Genomic DNA, 13,078 nt, shown 5'->3' on the forward strand with positions numbered 1-13,078 from the left:
TCCATCAGCTACCAAGTGCTTCCAGCTTGTACTCGGTATATTTGTAGTAATCACCCTGCATATCCAGCTTGGCAAGTGCATCCTTGTAAGCGGCCTTGGCATCTTCGGTCTTGCCTTGCGCAACGAGCACATCGCCCTTCAGGTCGGCAAACAGCCCGGCATATCCGGCATCATGTTTTTCTGACAAGGTTTTCAATGCTTCGTCGTAAGCTTTTTCCTCATATTGGATGGCAGCCAGCTGCAGCAATGCAATTGCCCGTACAGCGTCTTCCTTGGCATTCTTGGCTGCCCATGTCAATTGAGCTTTGGCGCTTTCCAGGTCCTGCTCCTGGTAATTAAGTTTAGCCACCGCCACCGCAGCACGCCCTGCGTATGGTGTGGAAGAGTATTTGTCCATCAGCTCGGCAGACAATGTCCGTATCTTGTCGGCATCCTTGATATCGGTACTGGCCATGTTCTGATACTGCACTGACGCAGCAGCGGATTGCTGATACTGGTAATATTGCCAGCCTTCGTAACCACCAAAGCCAACCAGCGCCAGTGCTGCCACGCCAATAACGAGATTACCGTTGCGCTTCCACCAGCTCCGGAATGCGTCCAACTGGTCTTGTTCTTCCAAATCGTATGCCATGCTCTTTCCTAAAATTACGCTGCCTGGGCCTTGCGTCCCGGGATAGAATTCAACAAATTACGGGTGTAGTCCTGGGTGGGGGTGCCGTAAATACGCTCCACACTTCCCTGCTCCACGATGCGCCCCTTGTACATCACAGCCACGTCATCCGCGATATGACGTACCACACGCAGATCATGGCTAATAAAAAGATAGCTCAGGTTCATTTCCTGCTGCAGGCTTTGCAACAACAATAAGATCTGCGCCTGGATAGATACATCCAGCGCGGAGACGGGCTCGTCACATATGACGACCTTGGGCTGCAACACAAGCGCCCGGGCAATCCCGATGCGCTGTCTCTGGCCACCGGAAAACTGGTGGGGATATTTGTTCATATCGGCAGCACTCAGGCCGACCCGCTCCAGCATCTGCACTACCTTGTCCTGCTGCTCTCTTGCCGTGCCGACTTCATGAATCACCAGCCCCTCCGCCACAATCTCACGAACCTTCATGCGAGGATTGAGCGAAGCAAAAGGGTCCTGGAAAATCATCTGCAAATGTCGGCGCTCCTGTCGCAAGGCATGGCCCGAGAGTTTTGCCAGGTTATTGCCTTGAAAAATGACTTCACCGCTATCCAGGGGTTGCAATTGTAACAGACAACGCGCCAAAGTGGATTTGCCGCTACCGGACTCCCCTACGATCGCCAATGTACTACCCGCCCGCAATGAGATGCTGACATTGTCCAGAGCCTTGACCTTGGTGCTGCCAAAACCGAAACGCCCGCTACGCTGGGTATACGTCTTGTTGAGATCGCGTGCAAGCAGAATATAGTTGTCGGAGACAGTATCCATCAGGCGCTTCCTGTGCTTAGCCAGGCATAATCGATAGGCTTAAGCGGCTTTTTGCCCTCGGCGTCCGGCACGCAATCAAGCAAGGCGCGGGTATAGGGATGTTGCGGATTCTGCAGCACCGATTGTACCGGTCCCGCCTCCACAATCTCGCCACGGAACATGACGACCACATTGTCCGCAATATCCGCCACCACGCCGAAATCGTGTGTAATGAACAGCATCCCCATGTGCATGCGTACCTTGAGGTCAGCCAGCAGTTTGAGGATTTGTGCCTGCACCGTCACGTCCAGTGCGGTCGTAGGCTCATCTGCGATGAGCATGGCAGGCTCGCATGCAATGCTCATCGCAATCATCACACGTTGACGCTGACCGCCAGACAACTCATCGGGATAACTGCCGGCGCGCTCCGGGGGAATACCCACCTGCTGCAACAAGCTCGCCACCCTGGCCTTCAGAGCTGAGCCGCTCATCTTCAAATGATGGGCCAGACTTTCGCCTATCTGGTAACCGACAGTCAGGACCGGATTGAGCGAAGTCATGGGCTCCTGGAAAATCATGCCGATTTCCCTGCCACGAATTTTCTGCAACTCGTCATTGCCGGCGCGCGCAATATCACGCCCCTTGAAATAGATGCCGCCGCTTTTCAGCTGCAGCTGCTCAGAGAGCAGCCCCATGATGGCAAGTGCCGTCAGGCTTTTTCCGCTTCCGGACTCTCCCACAATACAAGTCGTTTCACCGGCTTCCAGCGCAAGAGAAACACGACTGACCAGCAATCGCTCAGGCTCTGCCTTGGGGGCTATGGTCAGGTTCTCGATGCGCAGCAGTTCGGTCATGTATGCAATGCCTCTATAGCCTGGGATAAGGACATTCTGCGTTGCTCACCATTTTCACGCAATGGTTTCAGGCAAACCTCGTTCGCGGCGATTTCGTCATCGCCCAAGATCAAGGCATATTGAGCACCACTCTGGTCTGCTTTCTTCATTTGCGACTTGAAGCTGCCGCCTCCTGCATGCAGGCTTACGCTCAAGCCGCTGTCTCGCAGGGCCTCCGCAATGGGCAAAGCTGCCTTGTTGGCCGCATCGCCCACATTGACGAGATAGACGTCTGGGCTGTGGAACGCTTCGATGCCACATTCCCGCATCAGCAGAAACACGCGCTCAAGGCCAATGCCAAAGCCGCATGCCGGTGTTTCCTTTCCCCCCAGGCTCTGCACCAGGCTATCGTAACGGCCGCCGCCAGCAATCGTGCCCTGACTGCCCAGTTTGTTGGTGACCCACTCGAACACAGTGCGATTGTAGTAATCCAGGCCTCGCACTAGGCGGGTGTTCAATGTCCATTTGATGCCAAGCTGGTCTAGCTGGCGGGTCACGCCGTCGAAATGGGCCCGGCTTTCCTCGCCGAGGCTATCGAGCAGCTTCGGCGCTGCCTCGATCATGGTCTGCATGGCAGGATTTTTACTATCCAGGATGCGCAATGGATTGGCATACAGACGGCGCTTGGCGTCGTCATCGAGAAGACTCTCATGCTGCTCGAAATAGCGTATCAGCACCTGGCGGTACTGAGCGCGTTCCGAAGCGTCGCCGATGGTGTTCAACTGTAGCTCGACCTCGTTCGCCACTCCAAGCTCGCGCCAGAGTCTGGCCAGCATAGAAATTTGCTCAGCATCAACATCAGGACCGGTATACCCAAACGCTTCGGCACCGATCTGGTGAAACTGGCGTTGGCGGCCTTTCTGTACATTTTCATGCCGGAACATCGGGCCCATGTACCAGAGGCGCTGCGGGCCGTTGTAAGTCAAGCTGTGCTCGACCACGGCCCTGACGCACCCGGCAGTACCTTCTGGACGCAAGGTAAGACGGTCACCGTTGAGTTTATCCTCCCAGGAATACATTTCCTTCTCGACAATATCGGTATGCTCGCCCACTCCGCGGATAAAGAGCTCGGTGGGCTCGACAATGGGCAGCCGGATATTGCGATAGCCGTACTGAGACAGAACCTGCCGGGCACTATCCTCTATCCGCTGCCACAATGCGGTATCTGCTGGCAGGATATCGTAGAATCCCTTGATACTTTGAAACTTATCAGACATAGATGTTTGAATTAATATAGTTTTCTAGATTGCCTTGAGTGGGATGGTCTTCAGACCCGTGCCCGTGCCCTGCTGGCGGAGGCGCCCGCCCTCAGCATAATTGACGCGTACATATTCTTCCACGATCACCTTGAAGTCGTCCGCAATTCTCTCTCCCTTGAGGGTGACAGTTTTTTCCCCATCGACATAGACTGGAGCAACTGGCACCTCTCCCGTCCCCGGCAGGCTGATGCCGATATTGGCAAGCTTGGACTCGCCTGGCCCATTCACGACGCAGCCCATCACGGCCACGCTCATGTTCTCCACGCCGGGATACTGGCTGCGCCAGACAGGCATTTGATCGCGCAGGTAGTGCTGAATTTTCTGGGCGAGCTCCTGGAAGAAAGTGGAAGTCGTCCTGCCGCAACCTGGACAGGCCGTCACCAGCGGAGTAAATGAGCGTATACCCATGGTCTGCAGGATCTCCTGCGCTACCACGACTTCTTTGGTCCGCGACTCACCAGGCTCTGGCGTCAACGATACCCGGATGGTGTCGCCGATTCCATCCTGCAGCAATACGGACAAGGCCGCAGTGGACGCCACGATTCCCTTGGAGCCCATGCCGGCCTCGGTCAGCCCCAGGTGCAATGGATAATCGCAGCGACTACCCAAGTCGCGGTAGACTTTGATCAGGTCCTGCACCGCACTCACCTTGCAGGAAATAATGATGCGGTCACTGGGAAGGCCGAGTTCCTCTGCTGCAGCGGCATTCTCCAATGCCGACTGGATCAGCATTTCGCGCATCAAGGCATCCGCAGCCAAGGGTGCGGCACGCTTAGAGTTTTCATCCATCATGCGCGCCATCTTGGCCTGATCCAGGCTGCCCCAGTTTACGCCGATGCGGACAGGCTTGTTGTAGTCGATTGCCGCCTTGATCATGGCAGAAAACTGCTCGTCCCGCTTGGAACCCTTACCTACATTACCCGGATTAATGCGATATTTCGCCAGCGCCTCGGCGCAATCAGGATATTGCGCCAGCAAACGATGGCCATTGAAGTGAAAGTCACCCACCAACGGAACATTGCACCCCAGATCGTCAAGCTGACGCCTGATGGCACCCACTTGTGCGGCAGCCTCGGGCGAATTCACGGTAATACGCACGATTTCTGAGCCAGCACGCCAAAGCTCATACACCTGACGGACCGTAGCTGCAGCATCGGCGGTATCGGTATTGGTCATGGACTGCACGACTACCGGGGCGCTACTGCCTACCGGAACATGACCGATCATGACGGTCTTGGTAGTGCGCCGGCTGAGAGATTGATGATCCAAGCTCTACTCCAGTGTCAGTCGGGCCACATTGACCTTGGCATAAGGCGCCAGATCAACGGGGTTGTTATTGTATTCCAGCTTGGTGCCATGGATGTTGCCAACCACAATCCTAAATGGTGGTTTGCCAGTCACGACCTCCTCGCTATTGGGCTCAAGCGTCTTACTCATGATTTGTTTACCATTGGCATCTGAAACGCTGACCCAGGTCGCCTCAGTGACGGTAAATTTGATGCGTGCATCTTCCGCCGCCGGCAATGCAAGAGCAGGTTGAGCGATAGGAGGAGTTATCTCAACCGCGGATGGCGTCGCTGGCACAGCCGCCGGCTGTTCAACAGCAGCAGGTTCATCTGTAGGTGCTGGCGGCATGGGATCAGGCGAAGCAAGCGCTTCTGCCTCAGGCTTGCCGGAAATCAATTCGTCCTTATCCGAGATTGGAGCCACTATCGCTTCCGATAATCCGGTATCGGGATCATGCGCCTGATAGAAATCAACATACAGCACCCACCCAGCCATCAATACGACCAGCAATATCCCGAACCACATATAGGGCCGCCATGGCGCCCCCGCCTCGCCGGAAATCACGATATTCGCAGAAGGGATGCTGATCGCCTGGCTGTCCTGCACAGGTACATATTGACTGTAGACACGCAGCAGAGGGGCTGCGTCGATATTGACCAGGCGCGCATAGTTGCGTATGAACCCACGCGTGATGACAGCTTCAGGCAATGCAGCAAAATCATCGTTTTCCAGTGCTTGCACCTGGCGTAGACTGAGGCGCAGGCGATTCGCAACATCCTCAGCCCCCAGGCCGAGACTTTCCCGCGCGGCGACCAGAGTCGGTCCGATACGATCAATCGAGGCTGGCGCTGCCTGCAGCTCCTGCTCGGGAGAATCTTGCTCACTCATTATTACTGTCCTGACAATAATCGTTTTGCTTGCTCGGAATGAGGAAATTTCCTCCTCAGCTGCAAAGCATAACTGGCCTCACTATCACGGTCGCCTGCTTCGCGAGCAAGCTTAATGCCCAGCCAAAGCATGTCGGCGGTTGGGCTGTCACTTTCCAACGCAGGCTTAAGGTAGTCGCGCGCCGCCTCATACTCGCCTCGACTATGGGCAATCACCGCCAATTGATACCCTGCCTGAAATAATTGTGGCTGCAATTGCAAGGCATGCTGCAGGTAAAGCTCAGCCTGCTTAATATCCTTCTTACGTAGCAGGCAAGTGCCAGCATTCATGTATGCCACGCCCGGCGTGACATACAGCGGATTCTTGACCGCTTCCATGAACTGGACGATAGATTCATCGATACGGTTGCGCGCGCAGAGAAAGCTACCGTAATTGTTGCGCGTTTCAGAGCTTTTCGGGTCTAGCTGCAACGCTTTGCGGAATGCTGCATCTGCCTTCTCGTCTTCACGCAATGTGCCATACACTAGCCCAAGGCCGTTATAGGCAGGCGCATAGGAAGGATTGATCTGCGCGGCAAGCTCAAATTCCTCCAACGCCACGGCAATCTGGTTCTGGGCATAATATCCAGCACCCAGTTCGGTATGTACACGGGCGCGCTCACGGCTTGCCTCGGTATCCTGCTTGGTTTCAGTGGCGGCACAAGCGATCAGCAACAAGCAGCAAGCCCCCACCAGGAACTTCCTCACGCAACCGCCTCCACTTTGATGCGGCGCAACGAACGCTTGGTCTTATCCTGCACCTTACCAGCCAGCTGACCACAAGCCGCGTCAATGTCCTCGCCGCGGGTCTTGCGTGTGGTCACGACATAGCCTGCCTGCATGAGGATATCGCGAAAACGGCGGATATTGTCGGGCTTGGAGGTATCGTAGCCGCTATTCGGGAAAGGGTTGAATGGAATCAGGTTGAATTTGCAAGGCACATCCTGAACGATATTCAACAATTGCCTGGCATGCTCGGCAGTATCGTTGACACCGTCCAGCATCACATACTCGAAGGTGACAAAATCGCGTGGCGCCTTTTCGAGATAACGCTGGCAAGCCGCCATGAGCTGCGCAATGGGATACTTGCGATTGATCGGCACAATTTCGTCACGCAATGCATCATTGGGGGCATGAAGGGACACTGCCAGCGCCACGGGACACTCCTCGCGCAACCTGTCCATGGCCGGCACCATACCAGAAGTGGACAAGGTCACGCGACGACGGCTCAAGCCATAAGCAGAATCGTCCAGCATAATATTCATGGCTGCCACGACATTGTCGAAATTGGCCAGCGGCTCGCCCATGCCCATCATGACAACATTGCTGATGATGCGGTCCCCCTTGGGATCGCGACCAAGCGCCTTGTTCGCCACCCATAACTGACCAATGATCTCGGAAACGCTGAGATTACGGTTGAATCCCTGGCGTCCGGTAGAACAGAATGTGCAATCCAACGCACATCCTACCTGCGAAGAAACGCAAAGCGTGCCGCGATCATCCTCGGGGATGAACACTGTCTCGACGCCATTGCCTGCCCCAACGTCAATCAACCACTTGCGCGTCCCATCTTCCGATATTTGCTCCAGATGAACTGAAGGAGGCGCAACCACAGCCTCCTTGGCCAGCTTTTCACGCAATGCCTTGGCAATATCCGTCATCTCCCCAAAATCGCTCACGCCGAAGTGATGCATCCAGCGCATCATCTGCTTGGCACGGAACGGCTTCTCGCCAATACCTTGGAAATATTCTGCGAGCGCTGCCTGGTTGAAATTGAGGAGATTGACCGTCATGCAGAGACAACCTCAGCGGCTGTAAATATTGGATTGCGCAAAGAAATAGGCAATTTCGACTGCAGCATTTTCCAGGGAGTCTGACCCATGAACGGCATTGGCATCAATGCTATCGGCGAAGTCAGCGCGGATAGTACCTGGCTCAGCTTTTTTCGGGTCGGTAGCGCCCATCAGCTCACGGTGCTTGAGCACCGCATTTTCACCTTCCAGCACCTGTACGACGACTGGACCGGAAATCATGAACTTGACCAGATCATTGAAGAAAGGGCGCTCCTTGTGGACTGCATAAAAACCCTCAGCATCAGCCTGAGACAGTTGCACCATCTTGGAAGCGATGATCTTGAGGCCGGCATCTTCAAAACGGGTATAGATCTTGCCGATCACGTTCTTCGCAACTGCATCGGGTTTGATAATGGATAGGGTACGTTCAACAGCCATGATGACTCCAAAGATAATTATTTAGATAAAACTACTACGGAAAGACCGATAAAATAACATTTTAGCGGCCCAAAATAAAGCTGGGACGCAATATTTACCGCCCCCCGGCCTGCAAAAACCAGGCCGTCCTGAGCATGTAGTATCAACTGATCGAGTGACAGGCTCGCGACACAGACCATGCGGACGACATCTTGGCGATTTCACTAAAAACTCGCCCTGCGCCAACTCGGTCAAGCCTGCTGCAGGATGCGCTGCCTGCGTGCCTCATACAGGCAAATACCGCTGGCAACCGATACATTCAGACTCTCAACAGAGCCAAACATCGGAATGCTGATCAAGCTGTCGCAAGTTTCCTGCGTCAGTCGGCGCAGACCACTCCCTTCCGCCCCCAGCACCAGCGCCAGCGGGCCCGATAAATTGGTAGATGGTAAGTCGGCATCTGCCTCTGCCGCAGCCCCCACGATGAACACACCGGCATCCTTGAGTTCACGCAGCGTTCGCGCCAAATTGGTCACGGCAATAAACGGTACAGTTTCCGCGGCGCCGCAAGCCACCTTGCGTACCGTGGCATTCAGGCCTGCTGCGCGATCCTTGGGCGCAATCACTGCATGTACCCCCATCGCATCGGCTACCCGCAGGCAGGCACCAAGGTTATGCGGATCTTCCACACCATCCAGCACTAGAAAAAATGGCGGCTCTTTCAGGTCGGATTCCAGGATGTCATGGATATCCTTGTAGGGAATCGGGGTATCCACTACACGGGCAATCACACCCTGATGCCGAGCATTGCCGCCCGCCATGCCATCCAGGCGAGCCCGCTCCACGTGCATCACCCGTACATTGGCGCCTTCCGCCATCTGCAACAAATCCTTCATGCGCGCATCCACCCTGTCCTGGTCGACCAGGACTTCCTGGACGCTCGCCGCATGCTGGCGCAAACGGCTCAATACGGCATGAAAGCCAAACAAAATACGCACGTCACTCATTCAATCAACTAGCTTTCTTCTTGGTTGTCACTGTGGCACGAGATTTTCCGCCGCTTGCGCGGGGCGGCCTCGTCCTTGTTGTTTTCTGCGCCGGGGTCGCATCGGCCCTGCGGGCCCTCGGCTTTTTCACTGCCTCCTGCACCGGGGACTTGGTCGGCAACTCTGTTGACGTGACAGTGGCAGACTGGCGGCGCTTGGGCTTTTCCGCATCAGGCGCTGCCGCAGCTTTTACTGTCGCCGCAGCAGGGGCAGGCTTCCCACGACGGCGATTAGCTGGGGCTGGGGGAGTGGATGATGCCTGCATCTGGTCCTGTCTGGCAACAAGCCCAAAATCTATACGGCTGGTTTCAAGGTCTACGCGGTTCACCTTGACGCGCAACCTGTCTCCGAGACGAAACCTGACCCCAGTCCGCTCGCCCAGCATTTCATGCCGGGCTTTGTCGTAATTGAAATAATCATTACCCAACTCAGTCACGTGAAGCAGCCCTTCCACGTAGACACCATCCAGCGCCACGAACAGGCCGAAACTGGTCACACCCGCTACCGTGCCGTCAAACTCCTCACCAATCTTGTCCTGCATGTAGTAGCACTTAAGCCAGGCTTCTACGTCCCGCGTTGCATCATCGGCACGCCGCTCGGTCATGGAGCAGTGCTTGCCAAGCTCATTCCAATCCCCCGCTTTGTACACCTCGCCATTCAGGGCCGCCTTGATTGCCCGATGGATCAGCAGGTCGGGATAACGGCGGATTGGCGAAGTGAAATGGGTATATGCCTCATAAGCCAGACCAAAGTGGCCAATATTGTCAGGACTGTAGACAGCTTGCTGCATGGAACGCAGCAATACAGTCTGCAACAACTGCTCATCCGGGCGCCCCTTGATCTGGGCCAGCAGCTTGCCATAGTCCTTGGCATGCGGAGTATCACCCCCCCCCAGAGTAAAGCCGAACTCACCCATGAAGGTACGCAAGGCTTCCAGCTTTTCTTCGGTAGGTCCATCGTGAACACGGTATAAGGCAGGGTGCTTGCACTTGTCGAGAAAATTTGCAGCGCAGACGTTGGCAGCCAACATACACTCCTCGATGAGCCTGTGCGCCTCATTACGGGAAGTCGCTTCGATACGTTCGATCTTGCCGTTATCGTTGAACACCATCAAGGTTTCATTGCTTTCGAACTCGATCGCCCCACGTTTCTCGCGTGCTGCCAACATGACTTTGTAAAGCCTGTATAGATGCTGCACGTGCGGCATCAGCCAATCGTACTCGCGGGCCACCTCGCCAGCAGGATTGCTGATCATGTCGAAGACCTTGGTATAAGTCATCCTGGCCTTGGAGCGCATCACGGAAGGATAAAACTTATATTGCTTAATGCGCCCGGTATTGCTGATCTGCATGTCACAGATCATGCACAGCCTGTCCACATCGGGATTGAGTGAGCAAAGTCCGTTGGACAATGCCTCGGGAAGCATGGGAATCACGCGTCGCGGGAAATAAACGGAATTACCGCGCTCATAAGCATCCTTGTCGAGACTGTCGCCCGGCCTGACGTAAAAACTGACATCAGCAATCGCCACCACCAGGCGCCAACCTGTCCCCTGAGGTTCACAGTAGACGGCATCATCGAAGTCGCGTGCAGTTTCACCATCAATCGTCACCAAGGGGAGCTCGCGCAAGTCGATGCGCCCCTTCCAGTCAGCAGCACGTACCTTCTTAGGGTACTTCTGCGCCTGCTTGATCGCAGCTTCGGAAAACTCATGGGGCAAATGATGCTTGCGTAGGGCAATTTCGATTTCCATCCCCGGGTCGGCATAATTGCCCAATATCTCGATCACCTTTCCTACCGGCTTGGCGTGGATCGATGGCTGCTCGGTCAGCTCAACCGTCACCACTTGCCCGTCCTTCGCCCCCATATCAAGGTGATAGGGAATCAGGATATCCTGGTTAACACGCTTATCCTCCGCTGCGACGATGGTCACCCCGTGACTGCTGATCACCCGACCAACCAATGTCTTGGTCGCACGCTCGAGCACCTCGACAATCCGCCCCTCCGGCCTGCCGCGTCTGTCGGTACCGGCGGGACGCACCATTACGCGATCCCCATGCATCACCTGGGCCATCTCCCGGGGGGAAAGGAACAAATCGTCTCCCCCACCATCGGGAATGAAGAAGCCAAAACCATCAGGATGCCCCTGCACCCTTCCTGCCAGCAAATTCACCTTCTCCGCAATGCACAAGGCGCCCTTGCGGTTCTGGATAATCTGTCCATCACGCTCCATCGCCCTCAGGCGGCGTGAGAAAATTTCCTGTTCGGATTTCTTGACACCAACCAAGCGATAGAGCTCCTCCACCGTCACGGGAACGCCCTGCTCCTCCATCACCGACAAGATAAATTCCCGGCTAGGTAAAGGGTTGGCATATTTCTCCTGCTCCCGCTCGGCATAAGGGTCACCCGCCCGGCCGCCCTTGAGCTTGCGCTGAGGAGCGGCTTCTTTTACACCTGTTTTTGCAATCTGTTTTTTTTTCGTTGACAAAGTATGGCTTTCCTATAAAATGCGCGGCTCATCGATATTCGATGCCCAGATGGCGGAATTGGTAGACGCGCTAGGTTCAGGTCCTAGTGGTGGCAACACTGTGGAGGTTCGAGTCCTCTTCTGGGCACCAACAGAATTATTAGAAACCGCATCATTGCTTACTTTGTAGCTGATGCGGTTTTTTATTGTCCGCTGGGTTAGCGATAAGAAAATTTGATGGAACATCCTCATAGCTCATTGTCCCATTAAAAGCATTGCAGGTCTAAGACAATATCTTCTCTATTTTGCCCTCTAGCTTCAATACCCATGGGTTATCCCCGCCCCGATGCACTACTGCCACATGGCAATAAGTGAACGCAAGCAATCATCACACTTTGCCACGGCTGTTTCGCGCCAGAAGCTTATCCCTCTCTTTATTTTTCCGCAGTCGGAATTATCCGACACAAGCTTGGTAAAACTGCCTATAGCCGAGCCTGAGCGGATTTTTCTATGATGGCTCAACACTCCGGCATCGAGCAATCGTTCCTAAACTGCGAAGCAATGTCCTGCATTAAAGCCATTCACTTCCGCATATCAATAGCAAAAGCAAGATGCCATCTCTAGCTTCCCAATAAACTCAGGGAGAACCATCATGGATAAGCTTCTGCAAACCTTACTGAGAATAGAAAACGGAGAAACAACATTGAAAGCCGCGAATCCTCAGGACATCGCCCGGTTTCAAGTCGAAGTCGTCTGCCTTCAATATGCTTATAAGCAAGGCCTTATTAAGCAACCATGGTTTGTTACCAGCATGTCCCGCGAACATCCTTGGCAGATTGAAAAAGTATCCATGCTGAAACTGACTGAACTCGGGCGAAGATTCTTGAAAATACAAAGACTCAGATGCAATGACTCAACGACACCAACTCATTGACCTCCCTAGGACACAAACTGCCTCATTGCCAATTCCATAATGAATTGGCTGAGCATGAAAACTACGTTATAATCGCCTCCCCTTGGCATTAAGCTTTGATTAGCTGCAGTAGCCGAAGAGTAAGCGAAAGTGGCGGAATTGGTAGACGCACTGGATTTAGGTTCCAGCGCCGCGAGGCGTGAGAGTTCGAGTCTCTCCTTTCGCACCACAATCAGTGGTTCAAAACAGCTATAAAATCAATAGAATCAAGGCGCAAACGACGGTTTGGCGCCTTTTTTCATGCCCAAGCAAGTGCCTCTCTATTTTTCAAGCGACAAACTTCAAATACCCGGCAAGACGTTTGATGACGTGCTCGATAAATACTTAAACTGCGACGATGTCAGCAATCAGAAGGATAACGAATGCTGGGGGCTCATCGGATAGCGCTATCCAAGCGCGACAAGATTGCAGACATCTGCTTTTCACGCTCAGCCAACAGAATTTCGCGGATGGGCGCGATCCGCAAATTTCTCCTACTCGGAACCCACTTTATGAAAGATGGCGGACTGATACCAAACTCACAACCCAGCAGGCACCACTAGCACAGCCTCAACTCACTTGATCGCTTCGATAACTG

General features: G+C 54.3%; 12 protein-coding genes and 2 tRNA genes. 3 read left to right on the top strand and 11 right to left on the bottom strand.

What is annotated here, in order from left to right; translation table 11 throughout:
* Window positions 1-4: 4 nt before the first annotated feature.
* The 11 genes from MFLA_RS08280 to rnr all read right to left on the bottom strand — a co-directional run bounded on the left by MFLA_RS08280 (window position 5) and on the right by rnr (window position 11,549).
* Window positions 5-631 (bottom strand): YfgM family protein, encoded by a 627-nt coding sequence (locus MFLA_RS08280; RefSeq protein WP_011479838.1) that lies wholly within the window; start codon window positions 629-631, stop codon window positions 5-7.
* Window positions 632-645: 14 nt separating this feature from the next.
* Complete coding sequence (locus MFLA_RS14565) at window positions 646-1,461, bottom strand: ATP-binding cassette domain-containing protein (RefSeq protein ID WP_011479839.1); 816 nt, start codon at window positions 1,459-1,461, stop codon at window positions 646-648.
* On the bottom strand, window positions 1,461-2,294 hold the full coding sequence (locus MFLA_RS14570) for an ATP-binding cassette domain-containing protein (RefSeq protein ID WP_011479840.1): 834 nt from the start codon (window positions 2,292-2,294) through the stop codon (window positions 1,461-1,463). Before MFLA_RS14570 ends, MFLA_RS14565 begins: the two co-directional genes overlap by 1 nt.
* A complete protein-coding gene (gene hisS, locus MFLA_RS08295; RefSeq protein ID WP_011479841.1) occupies window positions 2,291-3,550 on the bottom strand; it encodes a histidine--tRNA ligase in 1,260 nt (419 codons plus the stop codon). The genes MFLA_RS14570 and hisS overlap by 4 nt, the downstream gene beginning before the upstream one ends.
* A 24-nt stretch (window positions 3,551-3,574) precedes the next feature.
* Window positions 3,575-4,861, bottom strand: a complete 1,287-nt coding sequence (ispG, locus tag MFLA_RS08300) for a flavodoxin-dependent (E)-4-hydroxy-3-methylbut-2-enyl-diphosphate synthase (protein ID WP_011479842.1) — start codon at window positions 4,859-4,861, stop codon at window positions 3,575-3,577.
* 3 nt (window positions 4,862-4,864) lie between these two features.
* A complete protein-coding gene (locus tag MFLA_RS08305) occupies window positions 4,865-5,767 on the bottom strand; it encodes a helix-turn-helix domain-containing protein (RefSeq protein WP_011479843.1) in 903 nt (300 codons plus the stop codon).
* 2 nt (window positions 5,768-5,769) lie between these two features.
* Window positions 5,770-6,513, bottom strand: a complete 744-nt coding sequence (gene pilW, locus MFLA_RS08310) for a type IV pilus biogenesis/stability protein PilW (protein WP_011479844.1) — start codon at window positions 6,511-6,513, stop codon at window positions 5,770-5,772.
* Window positions 6,510-7,598 carry a 23S rRNA (adenine(2503)-C(2))-methyltransferase RlmN gene (rlmN, locus tag MFLA_RS08315; RefSeq protein ID WP_011479845.1) on the bottom strand — a complete coding sequence of 363 codons (1,089 nt, stop codon included), beginning with the start codon at window positions 7,596-7,598 and terminating at the stop codon, window positions 6,510-6,512. Before rlmN ends, pilW begins: the two co-directional genes overlap by 4 nt.
* A gap of 12 nt (window positions 7,599-7,610) precedes the next feature.
* A complete protein-coding gene (ndk, locus tag MFLA_RS08320) occupies window positions 7,611-8,036 on the bottom strand; it encodes a nucleoside-diphosphate kinase (RefSeq protein ID WP_011479846.1) in 426 nt (141 codons plus the stop codon).
* Window positions 8,037-8,266: 230 nt separating this feature from the next.
* Window positions 8,267-9,022, bottom strand: a complete 756-nt coding sequence (rlmB, locus tag MFLA_RS08325; protein ID WP_011479847.1) for a 23S rRNA (guanosine(2251)-2'-O)-methyltransferase RlmB — start codon at window positions 9,020-9,022, stop codon at window positions 8,267-8,269.
* A gap of 4 nt (window positions 9,023-9,026) precedes the next feature.
* Window positions 9,027-11,549, bottom strand: coding sequence for a ribonuclease R (rnr, locus tag MFLA_RS08330; protein ID WP_011479848.1), 2,523 nt, complete (start codon window positions 11,547-11,549; stop codon window positions 9,027-9,029).
* Between the two features lie 43 nt (window positions 11,550-11,592).
* Here rnr and MFLA_RS08335 point away from each other — a divergent pair.
* From MFLA_RS08335 to MFLA_RS08345, 3 genes are all read left to right on the top strand, one after another.
* Window positions 11,593-11,679, top strand: a tRNA-Leu gene (locus tag MFLA_RS08335).
* A gap of 501 nt (window positions 11,680-12,180) precedes the next feature.
* Window positions 12,181-12,462, top strand: a complete 282-nt coding sequence (locus tag MFLA_RS14575) for a hypothetical protein (protein ID WP_011479849.1) — start codon at window positions 12,181-12,183, stop codon at window positions 12,460-12,462.
* Window positions 12,463-12,585: 123 nt separating this feature from the next.
* Window positions 12,586-12,670, top strand: a tRNA-Leu gene (locus tag MFLA_RS08345).
* The last annotated feature ends 408 nt before the right edge of the window (window positions 12,671-13,078 follow it).

Origin of the sequence: Methylobacillus flagellatus KT, from assembly GCF_000013705.1 — a bacterium.
GTDB lineage: Bacteria > Pseudomonadota > Gammaproteobacteria > Burkholderiales > Methylophilaceae > Methylobacillus > Methylobacillus flagellatus.

Coding starts and splice junctions, on each gene's coding strand:
- MFLA_RS08305 (WP_011479843.1), bottom strand. CDS start 5,767: ATGAGTGAGCAAGATTCTCCCGAGCAGGAGCTGCAGGCAGCGCCAGCC.
- MFLA_RS14565 (WP_011479839.1), bottom strand. CDS start 1,461: ATGGATACTGTCTCCGACAACTATATTCTGCTTGCACGCGATCTCAAC.
- rlmN (WP_011479845.1), bottom strand. CDS start 7,598: ATGACGGTCAATCTCCTCAATTTCAACCAGGCAGCGCTCGCAGAATAT.
- MFLA_RS08280 (WP_011479838.1), bottom strand. CDS start 631: ATGGCATACGATTTGGAAGAACAAGACCAGTTGGACGCATTCCGGAGC.
- MFLA_RS14570 (WP_011479840.1), bottom strand. CDS start 2,294: ATGACCGAACTGCTGCGCATCGAGAACCTGACCATAGCCCCCAAGGCA.
- MFLA_RS14575 (WP_011479849.1), top strand. CDS start 12,181: ATGGATAAGCTTCTGCAAACCTTACTGAGAATAGAAAACGGAGAAACA.
- rlmB (WP_011479847.1), bottom strand. CDS start 9,022: ATGAGTGACGTGCGTATTTTGTTTGGCTTTCATGCCGTATTGAGCCGT.
- hisS (WP_011479841.1), bottom strand. CDS start 3,550: ATGTCTGATAAGTTTCAAAGTATCAAGGGATTCTACGATATCCTGCCA.
- ndk (WP_011479846.1), bottom strand. CDS start 8,036: ATGGCTGTTGAACGTACCCTATCCATTATCAAACCCGATGCAGTTGCG.